General features: G+C 68.0%; 15 protein-coding genes. 7 read left to right on the plus strand and 8 right to left on the minus strand.

From position 1 onward, the window contains the following. Window positions 1-378 precede the first annotated feature (378 nt). Window positions 379-1,299 (minus strand): alpha/beta hydrolase family protein, encoded by a 921-nt coding sequence (locus BUF17_RS12855; protein ID WP_073629977.1) that lies wholly within the window; start codon window positions 1,297-1,299, stop codon window positions 379-381. Between the two features lie 461 nt (window positions 1,300-1,760). Then, window positions 1,761-3,113, minus strand: a complete 1,353-nt coding sequence (locus BUF17_RS12860) for an aminotransferase-like domain-containing protein (protein ID WP_073629979.1) — start codon at window positions 3,111-3,113, stop codon at window positions 1,761-1,763. Window positions 3,114-3,277: 164 nt separating this feature from the next. On the opposite strand from BUF17_RS12860, the gene BUF17_RS12865 reads away from it, so the two are divergent. From BUF17_RS12865 to BUF17_RS12880, 4 genes are all read left to right on the plus strand, one after another. Further along, complete coding sequence (locus BUF17_RS12865; protein ID WP_073629341.1) at window positions 3,278-4,174, plus strand: NAD(P)-dependent oxidoreductase; 897 nt, start codon at window positions 3,278-3,280, stop codon at window positions 4,172-4,174. 117 nt (window positions 4,175-4,291) lie between these two features. Beyond that, window positions 4,292-5,236, plus strand: coding sequence for a bifunctional helix-turn-helix transcriptional regulator/GNAT family N-acetyltransferase (locus BUF17_RS12870; RefSeq protein WP_073629343.1), 945 nt, complete (start codon window positions 4,292-4,294; stop codon window positions 5,234-5,236). Window positions 5,237-5,562: 326 nt separating this feature from the next. Then, window positions 5,563-7,419, plus strand: a complete 1,857-nt coding sequence (gene ftsH / locus BUF17_RS12875) for an ATP-dependent zinc metalloprotease FtsH (protein WP_073629981.1) — start codon at window positions 5,563-5,565, stop codon at window positions 7,417-7,419. Window positions 7,420-7,679: 260 nt separating this feature from the next. Further along, window positions 7,680-8,651, plus strand: coding sequence for a glutathione S-transferase family protein (locus tag BUF17_RS12880; protein ID WP_073629345.1), 972 nt, complete (start codon window positions 7,680-7,682; stop codon window positions 8,649-8,651). Between the two features lie 202 nt (window positions 8,652-8,853). On the opposite strand, the gene BUF17_RS12885 is transcribed toward BUF17_RS12880, so the two are convergent. Both BUF17_RS12885 and BUF17_RS12890 read right to left on the minus strand, forming a co-directional pair. Then, a complete protein-coding gene (locus BUF17_RS12885; RefSeq protein WP_073629347.1) occupies window positions 8,854-10,233 on the minus strand; it encodes an aspartate aminotransferase family protein in 1,380 nt (459 codons plus the stop codon). Window positions 10,234-10,324: 91 nt separating this feature from the next. Further along, window positions 10,325-11,218, minus strand: coding sequence for a MurR/RpiR family transcriptional regulator (locus BUF17_RS12890; RefSeq protein ID WP_073629349.1), 894 nt, complete (start codon window positions 11,216-11,218; stop codon window positions 10,325-10,327). A gap of 181 nt (window positions 11,219-11,399) precedes the next feature. Between BUF17_RS12890 and BUF17_RS12895 the strand changes: the two genes are divergently transcribed. After that, complete coding sequence (locus BUF17_RS12895) at window positions 11,400-12,692, plus strand: type I glutamate--ammonia ligase (protein WP_073629351.1); 1,293 nt, start codon at window positions 11,400-11,402, stop codon at window positions 12,690-12,692. 72 nt (window positions 12,693-12,764) lie between these two features. Here the strand turns inward: BUF17_RS12895 and BUF17_RS12900 are convergent, their stop codons facing one another. Genes BUF17_RS12900 through BUF17_RS12915 form a run of 4 tightly spaced genes read right to left on the minus strand, consistent with a single transcriptional unit; the run spans window position 12,765 to window position 16,492 of the window. Beyond that, window positions 12,765-14,099: an aspartate aminotransferase family protein gene (locus BUF17_RS12900; RefSeq protein WP_073629353.1), complete on the minus strand. Its 1,335-nt coding sequence runs from the start codon at window positions 14,097-14,099 to the stop codon at window positions 12,765-12,767. Window positions 14,100-14,148: 49 nt separating this feature from the next. After that, window positions 14,149-14,931 (minus strand): N-formylglutamate amidohydrolase, encoded by a 783-nt coding sequence (locus tag BUF17_RS12905; protein WP_244530873.1) that lies wholly within the window; start codon window positions 14,929-14,931, stop codon window positions 14,149-14,151. A 2-nt stretch (window positions 14,932-14,933) separates the two neighbouring features. Next, a complete protein-coding gene (locus tag BUF17_RS12910) occupies window positions 14,934-15,590 on the minus strand; it encodes a cysteine hydrolase family protein (protein WP_073629983.1) in 657 nt (218 codons plus the stop codon). Window positions 15,591-15,607: 17 nt separating this feature from the next. After that, complete coding sequence (locus tag BUF17_RS12915; protein ID WP_073629355.1) at window positions 15,608-16,492, minus strand: MurR/RpiR family transcriptional regulator; 885 nt, start codon at window positions 16,490-16,492, stop codon at window positions 15,608-15,610. 168 nt (window positions 16,493-16,660) lie between these two features. Between BUF17_RS12915 and BUF17_RS12920 the strand changes: the two genes are divergently transcribed. Both BUF17_RS12920 and BUF17_RS12925 read left to right on the plus strand, forming a co-directional pair. Then, window positions 16,661-18,547 (plus strand): branched-chain amino acid ABC transporter ATP-binding protein/permease, encoded by a 1,887-nt coding sequence (locus tag BUF17_RS12920; protein ID WP_244530874.1) that lies wholly within the window; start codon window positions 16,661-16,663, stop codon window positions 18,545-18,547. Further along, entirely contained in the window at window positions 18,540-19,715 is a 1,176-nt protein-coding gene (locus tag BUF17_RS12925) for an ABC transporter substrate-binding protein (protein WP_073629359.1), read from the plus strand. Before BUF17_RS12920 ends, BUF17_RS12925 begins: the two co-directional genes overlap by 8 nt. Window positions 19,716-19,718 lie beyond the last annotated feature (3 nt).

Consider the following 19,718-nt stretch of genomic DNA (forward strand, 5'->3'; position numbering starts at 1 on the left):
GGGAACGCCCGGCGCGATGCCCCGGGCAATGGGAATGGAAACGCCGCCTTCCCTCCGCCACAGAGGCGCCCGGGCCGCCTTGCCGCAGCCGGCAGGGCACGCGGCTTTGCAGGATCATGGCGGGTCGGGCAGGGCAGTCGCGAAAGGCGGGACGTCGGATCTGCGCCTCGGGCGCACCCTAGAGCGCTTTCCGATCTGATGGAATCATCAGATCGACAAGAAATCGCTCCAGATTCAGAAGCGTGAGCATATCCTTGTCGTTCAGATCGGTTCGATCTGAACGGGTTATGCTCTAGCATGTCGTGTCTTGCCTGGCGGAATTGAACCCCCACCGCCCCGCCATCCCGGCGGAAAATTTCGTTGCCGGGGCCGGGAATGTCAGGGCGTCCCGCCGGGCAGGGTCGGGCCGTGCAATGTCCGCTCCGGCCACGGATTTCGCCCCTGCTCAAGCCACAAAAGCATGTCCCGCCAGAAGCTGTCGGCGAAGCGGGAATGGAACAGGGCGAAGTGGCCGATCTCGGCGAGGCCGAAATCGGCGGGCTGGAGTTCGACCTGGGTGCGCGGCGCGCCGGCATAATAGGCGAGGCTGCGGCCGATGGCGCGGGGTGTGCCGAGTTCGTCGTCCGAGACGCCGACAGCGAGGATCGGCGCGCGGACGGCGGCGAACCGCCCCAGGATGGCATCGCGCTCCGCAGCGGGATGGCTGAGTTCCATCCGCGCGCGGCGGAAGCTCCAGTCGTTGGCGACGCCGGCCGGCAGGTCTTCCAGCCAGCCGAGGCGGCGGCCGGGGAAATAGCCGCAGAGCGCGGTGACGAGCGGCATCGCCACATGCCATTTCAGCACGAGCCCGGCCCGCCGCGCCGCGGCGTAGTCCCGCCACCAGGCATATTGCGCCCCGACGGTCAGCATCCGGTCGATCCGCGGTGCGCTCGCCGAAAGCCCGGGCAGGAAGCCGCCGATGCTGTGGCCGACGACCATCACCGGCCGCCCCGCCGCCAGCTCGTCCGCGAACCGCAACGCGGCCTCGAAGTCCCGCGTGCCCCAGTCGTGCCAGCGATAGCCGCAGCCGCGCAGTCGCGCCGGGCGCGAAGCCCCGATGCCGCGATAATCGTAGGTCAGCGCCTCGAAGCCGTGGCCGGCGAGGAAGCGGGCATAGCGATGATAGTAGCGCGCCAGCACGCCGGTGGCCGGATTGACGACCACGACCGCCTTGGCCGGCCTGTCCCGCTCCCGCCAGCGGTGGCCGCCAAGCCGCACGCCATCGGCGCACGCGATCTCGACGGCTTCACCGTCCGTCATCGGCGCGGCGGCAGGCGCCACCGCGTCCGGTTCGCGGGCGTCAAGTCCGCCGACAGGAGAACTGTCGACAGGAGAACCCCCGAGAGAGGAGCCACCGACAGGAGATCCGCCGGAGAGGGGTTCGCCGGAAGCGGCGGCACGGCCTGGAGGCACGGTCATCGGCGGCATCCCTGCTTGATCGACGTTCGGCCGGTCCCCCCGGAACCGGCGGCCGGGTCGCTGACTGCCGCCGCCGGCACCGCTCCGGTTCGACGGGCCGGAGGTCGGCATCGAGTCCGATCGGCCAATTGTATCGATTGAACAGTCAAAATGCTGTTCAATTTTGGAGTCCGGACCGACACGCTGGTCGTCGCTTGTCCCCGTGTTGGCTTTCCTGCACCGGCCCCTCTGTGAGCTGCCTCGTCCGGTAAAGCGGGGCGATCGGCGGTGTCCTCGGCCGGATGCGGTCCGGTCGCGCGATGTCAGATTACGGTCTCCTCCGGATCGCGCATCAACCGCGCAATGATGTGCAATGCGCGCTCAAGATCGTCGCGATGATCGGGCGCCAGAGTGCAAAGACGAACACCGCCGGCCTTGTCTCCGCCGAGCGAGGTCGCGTCGGGCGGGGTGAGGCGAACGCGGTGCTCGCTGCACCGGCGGGCGAGCTTTTCCGCCGCCACCGCCGGCATCGGAAGCCAGAGATGCGGCGATCCTTCCGGCATCGGCACGTCCGCAAGCCGCAGCACCTTCCGGGCGAGGTCGATGCGGGCTTTGGCCTCCCGGCGCAGCGCCTCGGCGGCGATGGCATCGGCGCCGAGTTCGATCAGCGCGCATCCGAGCTCGACCGCGCTCGGCGGCGCGCCGAAGACGTCGGCCCGAAGCGCCCTAAGCAGGGGCGGAAGCCGGTCTTCCGGCGGCACCAGCACGCCGAGGCGCACGAGCGGCGTCAGGCATTTCGAGAGGCTGGTCAGGTAGTAGGTCCGATCCGGTGCGAGTGCCTTGTAGGTCACCGGTCCCGCCGTGGCATAAAGACCATAGACATCGTCCTCGACGATGAACGCATTATGTGCTTCACAGACCTTGATTAGCGCGAGACGTCTTGCTTCGCTGACTTCGAATCCGAGGGGATTCTGACAAACCGGCGTGGTATAAACCATGCGGCATCCGGTTTCCTTGAAAGCCCGATCGAGATCGTCGGGCATCATTCCCTCGGCGTCATGGTCGACGACCTCCCACCCGAGCCCGAGATGGACGGCGGCAGCGATGGCGCCGGAGAACGTCGCCGCCTCGCAGGCGATCGAGGGCGACAGCCCGGCGAGGTCGGCGAAGGCGAGGTGGATCGCCTGCTGCGCGCCGACGCAGAGCAGAAGGCCGTCGGCCTCAGCCTCAAGCCGCGTCCGCGACAGCCATCTGGCCACGATGGCGCGCTGCCCCTCCGTGCCCCTCAGGTCGTGCAGTCCGCCAGCCGGCAGCGTCAGCACCCTCCGCGCCGCCCGTTCGCTGGCCTGCAGAAACAGCGCCTCCTCGATCATCAGCGGCGGCACGTTGAGGGTCAGGTCGACAGGCACGCCCCACGATTTCCGCTCAAGCTCGCTGACGAACGTGCCCCGTCCGACCTCGCCGCGCACCAGCCCGCGCCGGGTGAGCATGTCCACTGCCCGCGTCACCGTGCCGATGGCGACGCCGGCTCCCTGCGCCAGCACGCGGTGGGACGGCAGCCGTTCCCCCGGCGCGAGCCGCCCGTCCGCGATCAGCGCAGCGAGTGCGTTCGCCAGCCGTTCATGAAGCGGGTCGTCGGTTTCGGCCAGTTGCAATTCGGGAACGGCGCGCGCCACGGAACCTCCAGATGCCTCGCTGGCGTCTTCGGAGACACCCGGCGCTGCAATGATGATCGGGTTGACGATTCCGGACAAGTCACCGCAAACTGTATCGAATGTCATTATAAAATGGCGATCCAATTCCGCGGAAGACGCCGCCGGGGTTGGCAGGGAGGCGGCACATGGAGATCGGCTTCATCGGCCTCGGCATCATGGGTCAGCCCATGGCGGCGAACCTCAAGCGCGCCGGCGTGCCGCTGGTGGTGTGGAACCGGACGCCTCAGCGGACCGCGCCGCTCGCCGCGGAGGGTGCGGCGGTGGCGGAAACGGCCGCCGCGCTGCTCGCACGGGTCGGGATCGCCTTCCTGATGCTGATGAACGGCGAGGCGATCGATGCTGCGCTCGGTCGCGGCACCGATGCGTTTGCCGCAAACGTCGCCGGCCGCACTCTCGTCAATATGGGCACGGTGCCGCCGGGCTATTCCATCGCGCTGGAACGCGACATCCTCGATGCGGGCGGCGCCTATCTGGAAGCCCCGGTTTCGGGATCGCGGGCGCCGGCCGAGGCGGGCCGGCTGATCGCCATGCTGGCTGGCAGCTCTCCGCGCAAGGAAGAGGTCGAGCGCCTGCTCGGCTACATGTGCACGCGGGTGGTGCCGTGCGGTCCTGTGCCATCGGCGCTGCGCATGAAGCTCGCCGTTAATCTCTACCTGCTCACGACGGTCGCCGGGTTCGTCGAAGCCTTTCATTTCGCAGACGGACTGGGGCTCGACCTTTCCCGTTTCGTCGAGGTGCTCGAAGCCGGCCCCATGGCGAGCGAGGTGTCGCGCATCAAGGGCCGTAAGCTTCTGGCAGGCGACTTCACCGCCCAGGCCGCCATCGGCGACGTGCTGAAGAACAGCGCCCTTGTCGCGGACGCCGCGCACGAGGCCGGTGTGGCCTCGCCGCTTCAGAATGCCTGCCTGTCGCTCTATCGCGAGACGCTCGATCTCGGCCATGGCGATTCCGACATGGTGGCGGTGCTCCATGCCTTCGCCGCCCGGACGGCGGCGATCCGGCGGGCGTCGGCGGGCGCCTGAGAGCGGCTGCCGGGGTGGCGCCACGGCCTGATACCGGACAGCCACCCCGCGACCGCACATTGTTGTGCGCAACAACTGTTGTATGATGCAACGAAATACATGGGAGGGGGCGCGTCGATGGGCGAGAATGTGGACGTACAGGCGATCCGCGATGCGTCGCGCCGGCTGGTGCGCGCGCTCGGCTTCATGCGGCCGACGCTCGCCGGCACGCGCTATCACGCCTCGGCGGTCCATGCGATCATCGAGATCGGCCGCGGCCGCGGCATCACGGCGGCCCACCTCGTCGCGCTGCTCGATCTCGACAAGTCGAGCGTGAGCCGCATGATCCGCAAGCTCATCGAGGCCGGCGAGGTCGCCGAGGCCGTGTCGGATCGCGACGCGCGCGCCAAGATTCTGACGCTGACGGCGAAAGGGCGCGCCACTCTGGCGGAGATCGACGACGTCGCCACGCGGCAGGTCGTGCGCGCCACGGGCCCGCTCGATGACCCGACGCGACGAGACATCTCTGCCGGCCTGGCCGCCTACGCGGAGGCTCTCGAGAACGAGCGGGCCGGTCGTGCCGCCGCCCAGGCGACGGTCGAGATCGGACGAGGCTACCGGCCGGGCCTCGTCGGCCGCTGCGCTGCCATGCACGCGGCCTATTATTCCCGCACGGCGCGCTTCGGTGCCGTGTTCGAGGCCAAGGTGGCTGCGGGGCTGGCAGAGTTCGTCACCCGCCTCGATCGCCCGCGCAATGCGATCTGGACCGCGATCCACGGCAGTGAGATCGTCGGCACCATCGCGATCGACGGCGAGGACCTCGGCCGCGACGCGGCGCACCTCAGGTGGTTCATCGTCGGCGACGGCCTGCGCGGTCACGGCATCGGACGCCGGCTGATCGGCGAGGCGGTCGCGTTTTGCGACAAGGCCGGCTTCGGCGAGACCGAACTCTGGACCTTTGCGGGGCTGGACGCCGCGCGCCATCTCTACGAATCCGCCGGCTTCGTGCTCGTCGAGGAGAGCCCGGGTAGCCAGTGGGGCACGGAGGTGCTGGAGCAGAGATATGTCCGCCCCAGGCCTTGAGGCGGTCGCGGCGTTGGGAACGGGGCGGACAGCGGGGTGTTGTGCCCATAAGGTTCGCTGCGCGATCCCGATACCGGACGGCGTTCCGGCCAGCGCCGATCCCGCTTGAGCCAGGTCATCGCGTCAGGAACACCGCATGGGCTACAGCACTTCCGGCGTCTGTCCGGCACGGCTTGCCGGCAAACGGATGATTTTTTCCGACTGAAAGTGCCCCCGCGGGACTGAATGACCGGCCGGACATGGGCAATCGCCGGGGGGCACCGGACAGATAGCGGGCGCGACATGGCTTCCGGACCACGACGGAGGATGCGGCGATGGCGGTGCAGATGAACCGGAAGACCCAGTTTCACCTCTGGTACTGGGTCGCCGCCTTCCTCGGCCTCATGGTTTTTCAGTACCTGTTCATGAGCGCGACGCAGGTTGCGCAGATTCCCTACAGCCAGTTCGACGCCGATCTCGCCCAGGGCAAGATCGCCGAGGTCTCGGTCTCCGAGCGCTTCATCCAGGGCAAGTTCAAGGAGCCGCAGGACGGCCGCTCCATGTTCATCACCACACGCGTTGAGCCGGATTTGGCGAAGAGCCTGCAGCAGCACGGCGTCGTCGTGACCGGCGAAGTCGAAAGCACTTTCCTGCGCGACCTGCTGTCGTGGGTGGTGCCGGTGGCGCTTTTCTTCGGCGTCTGGATGTTCATGCTGCGGCGCATGGGCGGCGGCCTCGGCGGCGGGCTGATGCAGATCGGCAAGTCCAAGGCCAAGGTCTACGTCCAGTCCGATACCGGCGTGACCTTCAAGGACGTGGCGGGCGTCGACGAGGCCAAGGACGAGCTGAAGGAGATCGTCGATTTCCTGAAGGACCCGGTCGGCTACGGCCGGCTCGGCGGGCGGATGCCGAAGGGGGTGCTTCTGGTCGGGCCGCCCGGCACCGGCAAGACGCTGCTGGCGCGCGCGGTCGCCGGCGAGGCCGGCGTGCCGTTCTTCTCGATCTCGGGCTCTGAGTTCGTGGAGATGTTCGTGGGCGTCGGCGCCGCCCGGGTGCGGGATCTGTTCGAGCAGGCCCGCGCCAAAGCGCCGGCCATCATCTTCATCGACGAACTCGATGCGCTCGGACGCGCCCGCGGCATCGGCCCCATGGCCGGCGGCCACGACGAGAAGGAACAGACGCTGAACCAGCTTCTGGTGGAACTCGACGGCTTCGATCCGTCGAGCGGTCTCGTGCTGCTCGCCGCCACCAACCGGCCCGAAATCCTCGATCCGGCGCTGCTGCGGGCAGGGCGCTTCGACCGGCAGGTCCTGGTCGACCGGCCGGACAAGGCGGGACGAATCCAGATCCTCGGCGTGCACCTGCGCAAGGCGAAACTCGCCCCCGACGTGGAGCCGGAGAAGATCGCGGCGCTGACGCCGGGCTTCACCGGCGCCGATCTCGCCAATCTCGTCAACGAGGCGACCCTGCTCGCCACCCGCCGCAAGGCGGATGCCGTGACGATGGAGGACTTCAACAACGCCATCGAGCGCATCGTCGCCGGTCTGGAAAAGCGCAACCGCCTGCTCAATCCCAAGGAGCGCCGGATCGTTGCCTATCACGAGATGGGCCACGCGCTGGTGGCGATGGCGCTACCGGGCGTCGACCCGGTCCACAAGGTCTCGATCATCCCGCGCGGCGTCGGCGCGCTCGGCTACACCATCCAGCGCCCGACCGAGGACCGCTTCCTGATGACGCGGGACGAACTGGAGAACAAGATGGCCGTGCTGATGGGCGGCCGGGCCGCGGAATGGATCGTGTTCGGCCATCTCTCCACCGGCGCGGCTGATGACCTCGTCAAGGTCACCGACATCGCGCGGGCCATCGTCACCAGATACGGCATGACCGAGAAGCTCGGCCACGTCGCGCTGGAAAAGGACCGCCGCTCGCTGCTCGCCACCGATCAGCCCTATTACGGACCGCAGGAGCACGACTATTCCGACGAGACCGCCGCCACGGTGGACGAGGAGGTGCGCCGCATCGTCGACGAGGCCTTTTCCCATGCCGCTTCCGTGCTGACGGAGCGGCGGGAGGCGCTGGAACAATCCGCGCGCCTGCTTCTCGAAAAGGAAACCATCGGCGAGGACGACCTTGCCGCCATCGCCCGCCGCACGGGCAGCGCGGATGCCGGACCTGCAAAGGCGGAAACGACGACCGGGGCCTGAAGACAGCGGCGGCCCGGCGTGCATCGGGGGCCATTGAACACGTCCCGACAGCAAGCCCAGCCATTTCAAGCTCCTGGGTGTCTGTCTGCAGCCGGGAGACGGAACACGGTGCGTGCGGGGATGCGTCCGGGCGCCGGGCGTGCGAAGGTCCGGACGACCAGCGCGGCAGCGCACCCGATTCAATGGCTCTTGCCTTGTCCCTTCCGCCCGGTTGCGAAGGCGGGGAGGGGAGGCTCTGGAGCAGCAAAGGGAAGACGGCCATGGGGCTTCTGATCGACGGCAAATGGCAGGACCGCTGGTACGAGACCAAGTCGACCGGAGGCCGGTTCGTGCGCTCCCAGAGTGCGTTCCGCAACTGGGTGACGGCCGACGGCTCGCCGGGGCCGACCGGCGAGGGCGGCTTCGAGGCCGAGCCGGGCCGTTATCATCTCTATGTCTCCTATGCCTGTCCGTGGGCGCACCGCACTCTGATCATGCGCGCGCTGAAGGGGCTTGAGGACATGATCTCGCTCTCGGTGGTGCACTGGCGGATGCTGGAGAACGGCTGGACCTTCGAGGATGGCCCGGGCGTCATACCCGATCCGATCCACAATGCCGCGTTCCTCTATCAGGTCTACGCGGCGGCGGATCCGGGCTATAGCGGCCGGGTGACGGTGCCTGTGCTTTGGGACAGGAAGCGGGCGACCATCGTCAACAACGAGTCGTCCGAGATCATCCGCATGTTCACCCGGGCGTTCGACGGCGTCGGTGCGAAGCCTGGCGACTATTATCCCGCCGCGCTTCGCGAGGAGATCGACGCGGTCAATGCGCGCGTCTACGACACCGTCAACAACGGGGTCTACAAGGCCGGTTTCGCCACCTCGCAGGATGCCTATGAGGAAGCGGTCAAGCCGCTGTTCGCCTCGCTCGACTGGCTGGAAGAGCGGTTGTCGTCAACGCGCTATCTGGTGGGCGGGCAACTGACGGAGGCCGATATCCGCCTGTTCACCACGCTGGTGCGGTTCGATGCGATCTATGTCGGCCACTTCAAGTGCAACCTGAAGCGCATCGTCGACTATCCGGTGCTGTCGGCCTATCTGCGCGACCTCTACCAGACACCAGGAATCGGCGAGACCTTCGTCCTCGAACACGCCAAGCGACACTATTACGAGAGCCACCGCACCATCAACCCGACCGGCATCGTGCCGCTCGGGCCGGAGCTCGACTTTTTCGCGCCCCACGGCCGCGGCTAGAGCGCTTTCCGATCTGATGGAATCATCAGATCGCCAAGAAATCGCTCCAGAGTCAAAAGCTTGAGCATATCCCGCTCAGACAGGCCGAACTCGATCTGAACGACAAGGATAGGCTCAAGCCATTGAATCCCGCGTGATTTCTCTCCGGCCGCATGGGCCTGTCCGATCGGAAAGGCCCACCCGGCCGGGCGGGATTGCGGCTTTACAACTCGGCGGCCACGGTCTCCACCGCACCCTTGGTGGCGGCAGCGACGATGTCGGCCTCCTCGCGGGTGAGGCAGAGCGGCGGAGCGAAGCCGAGGATATCGCCCTCCGGCATGCCGCGACCGAGCACGCCGCGCGCGGCAAGAGCCGCCGCGATCCGCGGCCCGACCTTGAGGGCCGGGTCGAAGAAGCGGCGCGTCTCGCGGTCGGCGACGAACTCCACCGCTGCCAGCATGCCCTCGCCGCGAATGTCGCCCACGATGGGGTGATCGCCCACCGCGGCGGTCAGCGCCCGGCGCAGATAGGCCCCGACATCGGCCGCGTTTTCCACGAGGCCCATGCGGTCGATCAGGTCGAGATTGGCAATGCCGGCCGCCGTGCAGATCGGGTGGGCGGAATAGGTCCAGCCATGGCCGATGGGCCCCATCGCGTCGGAGCCGTCCTCCAGCACCTTCCAAACCTTGTCGGACACGACGACGCCGGAAAGCGGCGCATAGGCCGAGGTCAGCCCTTTGGCGATCGTCATCAGATCGGGCCTGAGGCCATAGAATTCCGAGCCGAACATGGTGCCGAGGCGGCCGAAGCCGGTGATGACCTCGTCCACCACAAGCAGGATGTCGTACCGGGCGAGCACGGCCTGGATCTTGTCCCAGTAGCCCGCGGGCGGCGGCACGATGCCGCCCGTGCCGAGCACTGGTTCGCCGATGAAGGCGGCCACGGTCTCCGGCCCTTCCTCGAGGATGGTCTTCTCCAGCGACGCCGCGCAGAGATCGGAGAACGCCTCCTCGCTCATGGAAAGGTCGTCGCGGCGGAAATAGTAGGGCGCCATCGTATGCAGCACCGGCGCGCGCGGCAGGTCGAACGCCCTGTGGAAGCCCGGCAGGCCGGTCAGGCTGCCGGTCATCACGCCCGAGCCGTGATAGCCGCGATGGCGGGAGATGATCTTCTTCTTCTCCGGGCGGCCGAGCACGTTGTTGTAATACCAGATGAGCTTGATGTTGGTCTCGTTGGCATCCGAGCCCGACAGCCCGTAATAGACCCGCGACATGCCGGCGGGCGCCCGGTCGATGATCATCTTCGACAGCCGGATCGAGGGCTCGCTGCCGTGGCCGGCATAGGCGTGGTAGTAGGCGAGACTGTGGGCCTGCGCGGCGATCGCATCGGCGATCTCGGTGCGCCCGTAGCCGACATTGACGCAATAGAGCCCGCCGAAGGCATCGAGACTGCGCCGCCCCTCGCGGTCGACGATGTAGACGCCCTCGGCCCCGGTAACGATGCGGTTCGGCGTTTCCCCGCGCGCATGGCCGGCCATGTGCGTGGAGGGATGGAAGAAGTGATCGCGATCCCAGGCATCGAGTTCGTTGGAGCGGTCGGTCATCGTCGTGGTTCTCCGGATAGGGCGTCGCGCGCCGATGGCACGGCGCGGCGTCGGGAAGCGTGGCAGGGCGCCCGGGGTCAGTCCCGTGGTGTCAGTCCCGTCTCGATGCGGGTAGCGAGGCGTCACCCGAGGGATCGATGCGCAGACGGTCGCGCAGGCCGTCCCAGGCCTCGAAGCGGGCGCGGGTGTTCTCCCATTCGTCCTCGCTGATCTTCACCACCAGCGCCTCGATCAGGGCGAGCGGGCCGACCAGCGTGTCCCACGCCGTTCCAACGGCGATGGGCAGGGCGAAGATGCGCTGGGCCAGTTGCGCCACGGGCGAAAGCCACTGGTCGGTCACGACCACGATCTGGGGGCGGGCGGTGCGCGAGGCGGTTTCGGCGAAGCGCAGCAGGCTCGGCTGATAGCGGCGGAAATCGAACAGAACCACCACGTCGCGGCTGGTCATGGTCTGGATATAATCGGGCCACATCTCCGGGTCGGCCGGAATGTGATGCACGCCCTTGCGCACCAGCCGGAGATTGATGGCGAGGAAGCGGGCAAGGGAATCGCTGACCCGCCCGCCCATCACGTAGACCGCGCGTTTTGGATCCGCGATCAGGGCGCAGACCGCCTCGAAGGTCTCCTCCGGCACATCGGCCGCGGCCTGCTCCAGCCGGCTGCGCACGCGCTCGAAATAGGCCGGCAGGAAGCCCCGCCGCGCGCTGATATCCTGTGTTGCCCGCAGGTCGATCGGCGATCGCGCGCCTTCCTTCAACTCATCGATCAGGCGGCGCTGGAATTCCTGATAGCCGGCGCAGCCGAGCTTGGCGACGAAGCGCGTGATCGAGGGGGCGCTCACCTTGGCGCGCTCGGCCAGTTCCTGGATGGAGGCGAGGCCCCCGAACGGATAATCGGCCAGGACGACCGCGGAGATCTTCCGCTCGGCCGCCGTCATCTCCTCGGAGACGGACAAGATCTGGGCTTTTACCGTCATGGTCGACATGCACCGTCGGAGGGGCGCGACGGGTTCCTGCTACGGGAGCCTGCCGGCGAGATGCACCCAGAGAATGAAAATCGAAGATCATCGTCAACCTGAATCTTATCATTTGACATTTCATTTTCAGATGCGAGATCATTCCTCGATAACGGCAGGGCCGAGGGGACAACAGGTGCGTGAGACGTTGATGATGGCCTGCGTGGCCGATTTTTCCGGCCGGCTGCGCGGCAAGGGCATTCCCGTCGCCGGGCGTCACGAGCGCTTCGGGAAGGGCCTTGGCTGGACGCCCACCAACATCCAGATCACCTGTTTCGATACGATCTCCGACAGCCCGTTCGGCTCGTTCGGCGATGTCGTGATGAAGCCCGACGCGGAGACCGAGATCGACGTCGATCTCGGCGACGCGGTGCCGCGCGAGCACCTCGTGCTGTCCGACATCCATCAGGGTGATGGGACGGTCTGGCCGTTCTGCATCCGCTCCGCCTGCAAGGCCGCGCTGGCCGATCTGGAGGCCGAGGCCGGCCTGACGCTGTTCTCGACCTTCGAGCACGAATTCATGTTCAAGTCGGAGGCGGATGCGGGATTCGCCTATTCGCTGCGCGGCTTCCGCAAGCGCAAGGCGTTCGGCGAACTGTTCGTGGACGCTCTGGTGCAGGCCGGGATGAAGCCCGACACCTTCCTGCGCGAATATGGCGACCGGCAGTTCGAGATCACCGTGGATCCCGAAGCCGGCATCCGCTCGGCCGATCAGGCGGTGCTCCTGCGCGAACTCGCCCATGCCTGTGCCGATGCCATGGGCGAGGAGGTGACCTTCACGCCGCTCAGTGCGCCGGACGGCATCGGCAATGGCGTGCACATCCACCTGTCGTTCCGCGACCGCGAGGGCCGTCCGGCGACCTACGATCCCGCGATGCCGGCGAACATGACCGCCAAGGCCGGCGCGTTCGTGGCCGGCATCCTGAAATATCTCAACGAGTTCGTGGCGATCGCCGCCCCCAGCGCCATTTCCTACCGCCGCCTGACACCCCACCGCTGGAGCGCGGCCTACAACAATCTGGGCGACCGCGACCGCGAGGCCGCCGTGCGCATCTGCTCGCTCTCCGCGCAGACGGAGGAGGGCAAGGCGAAGCAGTTCAACGTTGAGTTCCGCCCAACGGATGCCGCCGCCAGCCCCTATTTCGCCATTGCCGCGCTGGTGCGCGCCGGGCTGCAGGGCATCCGCGAGGGCCTGTCGGTGCCGGAGCCGACGCGGGAGGACCTGAGCCTGCTCTCCGCAGAGGCCCTTGCCGGCCGCGGCATCGCGCGCCTGCCGGAAAGCCTCGGCGAGGCGCTCGACAATCTGGCGGCGAGCGAAACCGTGCGCGGCTGGTTCCCGCCCGGCCTGATCGACGTCTACGTCGCCCACAAGCGCGGCGAACTGGCCTCGCTGGAGGGCAAGACCGAGGACGAGATCTTCGCCGCCTACGCCCGCGCCTATTAGAGCGCGCTGTCCACCGCTCCGGCTGCGAAGACCGGCCGGAGCGGCCCTTCATCCAGGCCGCGCCTTGCGCCCCTACCACATCATGAAGGGTGCCACGGCCTCGTCGCTGACGCGGCCGGCGGCGACGTCCGCCAGCGCGCGGTCGACGATGGCCACGCCCTCCAGCGCCTCGGCCTCGGTCAGCGTCAGAGGCGGGGTGAATTCCAGCACGTTGCCCTTCAGGCCGACATAGCTGAAGGCGGCGCCCAGTTCGTAGCCGCGATAGATCACCTTCGCCGTGGTCGAGACGGGAACGGGCGCGCGGCTTTCACGGTCGGCGACGAGATCGACCCCGACGGCGAGGCCGCGGCCGCGCACGTCTCCGATGATCTCGTGGCGTTCCGCCAGTGCCCGCAATCCGTCGGAAAACACCTGCCCGACGCGCGCGGCGCGTTCCCATAGCCGTTCCCGCGCGACGGTCTCGACCACCGCCCGGCCCGCCGCCGTGGTGACGGGATTGCCGGCCGTGGTCTGGAGCGCGAAGGCCGGCGCGTGGTCCATGATTTCGCGCGGGCCGACCACCGCCGAAAGCGGCAGCCCGCCACCCAGCCCCTTGCCCAACACCACCATGTCCGGCGCGAGCCCCTCGTGCTCGAAGCAGTGCATCAGGCCGGAGCGGCCGAGACCGACCTTGACCTCGTCGACGACGATGCGGATGCCGTGGCGCCGGCAGCGGTCGGCGAGCGCCTTCAGGAAGCCGGGTGGCGGCACGATCAGGCCGCCGTCGGACATCAGCGGCTCGATGAACACAGCCGCCACCTGATGGGGCGGGCAGGTGGTCTCGAACTGGTAGTCCAGCATGTCCAGCACCGCGTCCGCCGTGAAGCGGGGCCGGAATGGTTCGGGATAGGGCAGCAGCACGAGGCCCGGCCGGGGGAGGGTGTGGGTCATGGCGGTGTGGCCGCTGACCGCCATCGAGCCCGAGAGATTGCCGTGGTAGGAGCCGATGAACGAGATGAAGCGCGACCGCCCCGTTGCGGCCTGAAGCACGCGAACCGCGCAGTCGTTGGCGTCCGAACCTGAATGGCCGAACCACACCTTGCGCGCGCCCTCGCCGGGCGTGACCGCAAGCAGCGTTTCCGCCAGCGAGACCGCGTTTTCGTTGGGATAGAGCAGGAGGCTGGCACCCGCCATGTCGCGTGTCGCCTCCGTCACCGCTTCGACGACGGCGGGATGGCCGTAGCCCAGCGACGCCGAGCCGGCGGAAGCTGACAGATCGAGAATCTCGCGGCCACCCTCCTCGATCAGGCGGCTGCCGCGTCCGCCGATCAGGCTGAGCGGCGAGAACCGCAGGCGGGCGATCTCGGCGATCGTGTCGGCGTCGCGCTCTCGCAGGGACCGGGTTTTCTGCACTGCCTCGCGGGACATGGCGGCCCTCCGTGAAAGGGGTGAACGCGGTCGGTAAGGCGCGGGACCGCTAGGGTTGCAGCGCCTCTGCCATGCGCGCGATCCATTCGGCGACACCGGCGTCGTCGGAGATCAGGTCATTGCGGATCTCGACGAGCACGGCTTCGTGGCCGCGATCCTCGCCATGGACGAGAATGGCGTAGTCCTCGTCTCGGCTGACGACATAGGGCTCATTGGGCGCGACGACGAGGCTGCCGTCGGCGGCGAGCCGCGCGAGGATCGTTTCGGCCAGTTCCCGCGAGCGCTCGAACAGCACGCCCGCGTGCCACGGCCGCGCCCGGCCGAGAAAGACCGGGTTGAACGAATGGATCGCCACGATCCGCGTCGCCCGTCCCTCCTCCTCGCGACGGTCTAGATCCGCGGCGAGCCGGTCGTGGAAGGGATGGAACATCCGCTCCGCCCGCAGCGCGCATTCTTGCCCCGAAAGCCCGATATTGCCGGGGATGTCGGTCGCCTCGGAGCGCACGGGAATGGAACTCGGCGCATCGAGCGGGCGGTTGAGGTCGATCAGAAGCCGCGAATAGCCGGCGAGATAGGCGACGGCGTCGATCTCCCGGGAAAGCCCCCGCGTCACCGCCGCCGCGCCGATGTCCCACGCGATATGGCGGACGAGATCGTCCGCGCCGAGGCCGAGGCCTCGATAGGAGGCCGGCATGTGCCGCGAGGCATGCTCGCAGACCAGCACGACGGGCGAGGCACCCGCGGGGTTCAGCACCTCAACGGCCGCCGGCCAATCGGTCGGGACGTCATGCACGGCGGGGTCGAGCATGACACCCGCCGTTTCGTCAGCCATGGTCATGCCGCCACCGTCGCGCGCTTCATCGCCTCAAACCGCTTCACCACCTCGTCGGTGTTGGTAATCCAGCAATAGCCGCCGAAGGCCTTCAGCGCATTGTCGTGGCGCTCGGGCGTCGGCGCGGCGCAGGCGTCGGCCACGCAGGTGACCATGAAGCCACGGTCCGCGCCGTCGCGCACCGCCATGTCCACGCACTGGTCGGTGACGATGCCGACCACCACGAGATAGCGGATGCCGAGATTGCGCAGGAGATAATCGAGATTGGTGGAGTTGAAGACGCCGGACGAGGTCTTCGGCAGCAGGATTTCGTCTCCAACCGGGGCAAGCTCGGGCACCGGCAACCCCTCGGGGGCGCTCTTCGGAATGTTGATCGGCGACAGCTTGTGGTCGAGCGAGCGGTCGCGGCCGTCTTCGGTCAGGCTCTGGATGATGGTGTGGATCACCTCCACGCCCGCCTCGCGCGCCGCCTTCAGAAGCCGCACCTGGTTCGGGATCGTCCGGGTCGCGGTCTCGCGGTAGAAATAGTGGTCGGGGCCGCGCTCGGGATGGCCGTGATCGAGGCCAGGCTCCAGCCAGATGCGCTGCATGTCGACCAGCAGCAGCGCGGTCTCGCCCGGCACATAGGGCGCATCGCGGCGTTCGTCGGATCGGCTCATTTCGCTCTCCTGCGCGATCAAGTCTGTTCGGAAATGCCGGGGGCGCCGTCCCCGTCCAGGGTCACGGCGTTCTGGCGGCGCACCTGTTCGATGTCCTCGACGCGGCGGCGCAGGGCGGAATCCTCGGTCGCCAGCAACTGCGCCACCAGTGCCTCCACCTGGGCGACGGCCGGTACGAGGGTGTCATAGGGCGAGGCGGCCTCGATGGGCGCCACCATCACCACCTCGGCGCCCTCGGCGATGGGCGACAGCCAGGCATCCGTGAACAGCACGATGCGGGCGCCGCGCGCCGCCGCCTGCCGGGCGAACTGCACCACATCGGCCTGGTAGCGGCGATAGTCGAACACCACCAGCACATCGCGCTTGTCGAGATCCACCAGAAGATCGAAGGCTTCCGGCCCCAACCGGCCGAGATCGCGCACGCCGGGCCGGAACTGCACGAGATAGGCGGCGAGCATGCCGGCGACATGGCGGCTGAACCGGCCGCCCAGCACCACGACCTTGCCTTTCGCGTCGGCGATCAGGCGGATCGCCCGCTCGTAGTTCTGCGCGGGCACGAGGCCGACCGTATCGCCGACGACCGCGCCGATGGAGCCGAGATAGCTCTGCGCCACGCTCGCGTCTCCCGACGCCGGCCGCTTCGCCTCCATCATCAGGAGCGGCGAATGCAGCCGGGCCTCGACCTCCGCCAGAAGCTGCGACTGGAAATCGGGGAAGCCCTCAAACCCGAGCTTGACCACGAACCGCACCACCGTCGGGTCGCTGACGGCGGCCTTCTTGGCGAGGCTCGACACCGTGCCGAGGCCGGAAAGCGGATAATCCCCGAGCAGCGCCTGCACGATCTTGGCTTCCGATGGCGTCAGCGTCAGCCCGCTGTCCGTCAGCATGTCCCGGATCCGCATCGCCCGCCCTTCCACCAAGCCCCGCTCTTCTGCCATGGCATTTCGCCTCGCGTGGTTGTCCATCGAATTACAAAACTATCATCGAATGTCAAATCTGAAATAGAATTGACATTATGGTTCGCTGGCTTTCTACTGCACCGCACCACGGTACAGAATGGGACCGAGCGCATGGAAGCCGGCTTGCACAACAGGGCCGACAGAGGGCTGTCGAAGGCAATGGGCGGCGCGCTCGTGGATGCCGTCGCCATGGCGGTCCTGCTGGGGGTCATCGCGCTCGTGCTGACATCCGCGGGCGTCGCCTGGCAGCGCACCGGCGTTCAGGCCGCCATCATCCTGACGGCCGTGGTCTCGTTGCAGATCTTCTCCGGTAACACGGGCATCGTCTCGTTCGGGCACGCCGGGTTCGTCGGACTCGGTGCCTATGCGGTGGGGCTGCTCACCATGAGCGCATCGGTGCAGGCGAGCGCGCTGCGCAACCTGCCGGCCTTTCTCGCCGGCCACGAGATGTCGCTGCTGGCCGCTCTCGGCATCGTCGTGCTGCTCGGTATCGTCGTGGGGCTCGTGAGCGGCGCACCGCTGTTCCGCTTGTCGGGCTCCGGCGCGTCCATCGCCACGCTCGCGCTGCTCATCATCGTCTATACGCTGCTGGTCGCCTCGCGGGACATCACGCGGGGCAGTCAGCCGTTCTACGGCGTGCCGCGCGGCGTGGGACTTTGGACGGCGGTGCCGATCGCAGCTGCGGCGCTGGCCTTCGCGCGCATCTTCCGCGAGCTGCCGATCGGGCTCTCGGCGCGCGCGGCCGCCGACGACGAGCGCGGTGCGGCCGCCATCGGCGTCGACCGGCGGTTCACCGCGATGTTCACCTGGGCGGCGAGCATCGTGGTGGCGATGGTGGCCGGCGGCATGATGGCCCAGTTCCTGGGCGCCTTCTCCCCCAAGGACTTCTATTTCGAACTGGCGTTCACCACGCTGGCGATGCTGATCGTCGGCGGCATGACGTCCTCGCTCGGCGCGCTTTCGGGCGTTGTGGTGACCACGGTGGTGATCGAGTTCGTGCGCCGGATCGAAGGCGGCGGCGAGATCGGCGGGATCGTCATTCCCCACATCTTCGGCCTGACCGAGGCCGTGCTCGCGCTTTCCATGATCCTCATCATCTGGCGTCGCCCGGAAGGCCTTTGCGGCGGCCGCGAGCTCAACCTGCTGAAGCGCCTCGGGCTGTCCCGTCCGCCGGCCGTCGCCGCGGAGCCGCCGCCGCGCACGGAGCGCCTGACGATCCGCGCGGAGAAGCTGACCAAGCGCTATGCCGGCGTGGTCGCCGTGGACGAGGCGAGCGTCGAACTGCCGACCGACCGCATCACCGGCATCATCGGGCCGAACGGCGCGGGCAAGACCACCCTGATCAACATGCTGGCCGGCGCGGTGGAGCCGACCTCCGGCACGCTTGCCATCGCCGGCAAGCCGGTGACCCGCTTCGCCGCCAACCGCTTCGCCCGGGCCGGCCTCGGCCGTACCTTCCAGAACATCCGCATCTTCCCGCGCATGACGCTTCTGGAAAACGTGCTGGTCGCGGCGCGCCAGGTGGTGCCGGGGCTGGCCGCCGCGGAGCAGGCGGCGATGCGCGAGCTGGCGCGCGTCGGCCTCGCCCACCTCGCGGACCAGCCGGCGGCAAGCCTGCCCTACGGCCTGCGCCGGCGGCTCGAGGTCGCCCGCGCCCTGGCGCTCGATCCCGCCTTCCTCGTGCTCGACGAGCCGGCCGCCGGCATGAACCCGGTGGAGACCGAGGGACTGATGGCGATGCTGGCCGAGGTGCGGACGGAGCGCCGTCTCGGCATCGTGCTGATCGAGCACGACCTGAAGCTGGTGATGAAGCTCTGCGACCGCATCGTCGTTGTGGACCACGGCCGCGTCATCGCGGAGGGAACGCCGGCCGAGGTGCAGGCCAATCCCGACGTCATCGCCGCCTATCTCGGCAGCCGGACCGGTGCCCGGGTGCTCAAGCAGACGGAACAAGAAACCGGACCTTCAACGACAACAGGGGAATTTTCTCATGCCTGACCGCCGCTTCTCCGCCCGCCGGCTCGCCGGCGTCGTCTCCGCCGCCGCGCTCATGCTCGGCGTGGCCTCTCCCGCCTTCGCCGAGGACATCATCGTCGGCGTTGCCAGCGCGCAGACGGGCGGCCTCGCGCCGTTCGACCAGCCGTCGCTGGCCGGGCTCAAGATCGCCATCGACGAGATCAACGCCAAGGGCGGCTTCGACGGCAAGTTTCCGGTCAAGCTGATGATCAAGGACACCCGCTCGGACCTGGGCGCGACGGCCACCATCGCGCAGGAACTGGTCGATGCCGGCGCGAAGATCCTGATCACGCCGTGTGACGCCGATCCGTCCATCGCCGCGGGCCAGGTGACCCAGCCGCTCGGCATTCCCACGCTCACCTTCTGCGGCACCGCCCCGATCCTGACCGGCGCGGTCGGCGACGTGATGTTCGGCACCTATCCGGGCGACAACCTGCAGGCGACGGTGTTGGCCGACTACGCCTACGAGCAGGGCTTCCGCAAGGTCTACCTGCTGAAGTCGCCGGATTCGACCTACACCATGCGGCTGCCGGAATATTTCGGCGAAGTCTTCACCAAGAAGGGTGGCGCCATCGTCGGCGAGGGCACCTTCTCGATGAACCAGGCGGATTTCTCCGCCGAGGTCACCAAGATCAAGAATCTGGCCGACAAGCCCGACCTGATCATGACCGCCGGCTACGAGCCGGACTTCCCGGCCTTCGTGCAGCAGCTTCGCGCCGCCGGCGTGCAGACGCCCGTGTTCGGCGCGGATGCCATCGGCACCGGCACGATCCTCGGCCTCGGCAAGCTGGTGGACGGCACGGTCTATACCGCCGCCGGCTACGCCACCCCGGGCAGCAAGCTCGAGGCGTTCGAGGCCAAGTTCAAGAAGATCACCGGCCATGCCCCGGAATCGGCCTATGAGGCCAACGGCTACGATATCGGCCTGATCCTCGACACCGCTGTGACCAAGGCGGGGTCCGACGATCCGAAGGCGATCCGGGACGCGCTCGCCGGCATCGAGAAGCTGGAAGGCGTGACGGGCGAGATCACCTATGCCGGGACCGACCGGATGCCGCTGCGCTCGGTGGCGCTGGTGAAGTATGAGGACGGCAAGCGCGTGTTCATCGGCACGGTCGTGCCGGCCGCCTCCGAAGTTCCGGCACCCTGAGCC

Origin of the sequence: Pseudoxanthobacter soli DSM 19599 (genome assembly GCF_900148505.1) — a bacterium.
In the GTDB taxonomy this organism is placed as follows: Bacteria; Pseudomonadota; Alphaproteobacteria; order Rhizobiales; family Segnochrobactraceae; genus Pseudoxanthobacter; species Pseudoxanthobacter soli.

Bases quoted from the DNA above. Each gene is read 5' to 3' on its own strand.
- BUF17_RS12890 (WP_073629349.1), bottom strand. From the start codon at position 11,218: ATGTCGACCATGACGGTAAAAGCCCAGATCTTGTCCGTCTCCGAGGAG.
- BUF17_RS12915 (WP_073629355.1), bottom strand. From the start codon at position 16,492: ATGCGGATCCGGGACATGCTGACGGACAGCGGGCTGACGCTGACGCCA.
- BUF17_RS12920 (WP_244530874.1), top strand. From the start codon at position 16,661: ATGGAAGCCGGCTTGCACAACAGGGCCGACAGAGGGCTGTCGAAGGCA.
- BUF17_RS12910 (WP_073629983.1), bottom strand. From the start codon at position 15,590: ATGAGCCGATCCGACGAACGCCGCGATGCGCCCTATGTGCCGGGCGAG.
- BUF17_RS12895 (WP_073629351.1), top strand. From the start codon at position 11,400: ATGATGGCCTGCGTGGCCGATTTTTCCGGCCGGCTGCGCGGCAAGGGC.
- BUF17_RS12905 (WP_244530873.1), bottom strand. From the start codon at position 14,931: ATGGCTGACGAAACGGCGGGTGTCATGCTCGACCCCGCCGTGCATGAC.
- BUF17_RS12870 (WP_073629343.1), top strand. From the start codon at position 4,292: ATGGGCGAGAATGTGGACGTACAGGCGATCCGCGATGCGTCGCGCCGG.
- BUF17_RS12865 (WP_073629341.1), top strand. From the start codon at position 3,278: ATGGAGATCGGCTTCATCGGCCTCGGCATCATGGGTCAGCCCATGGCG.
- BUF17_RS12900 (WP_073629353.1), bottom strand. From the start codon at position 14,099: ATGTCCCGCGAGGCAGTGCAGAAAACCCGGTCCCTGCGAGAGCGCGAC.
- BUF17_RS12880 (WP_073629345.1), top strand. From the start codon at position 7,680: ATGGGGCTTCTGATCGACGGCAAATGGCAGGACCGCTGGTACGAGACC.
- ftsH (WP_073629981.1), top strand. From the start codon at position 5,563: ATGAACCGGAAGACCCAGTTTCACCTCTGGTACTGGGTCGCCGCCTTC.
- BUF17_RS12855 (WP_073629977.1), bottom strand. From the start codon at position 1,299: ATGACGGACGGTGAAGCCGTCGAGATCGCGTGCGCCGATGGCGTGCGG.
- BUF17_RS12885 (WP_073629347.1), bottom strand. From the start codon at position 10,233: ATGACCGACCGCTCCAACGAACTCGATGCCTGGGATCGCGATCACTTC.
- BUF17_RS12925 (WP_073629359.1), top strand. From the start codon at position 18,540: ATGCCTGACCGCCGCTTCTCCGCCCGCCGGCTCGCCGGCGTCGTCTCC.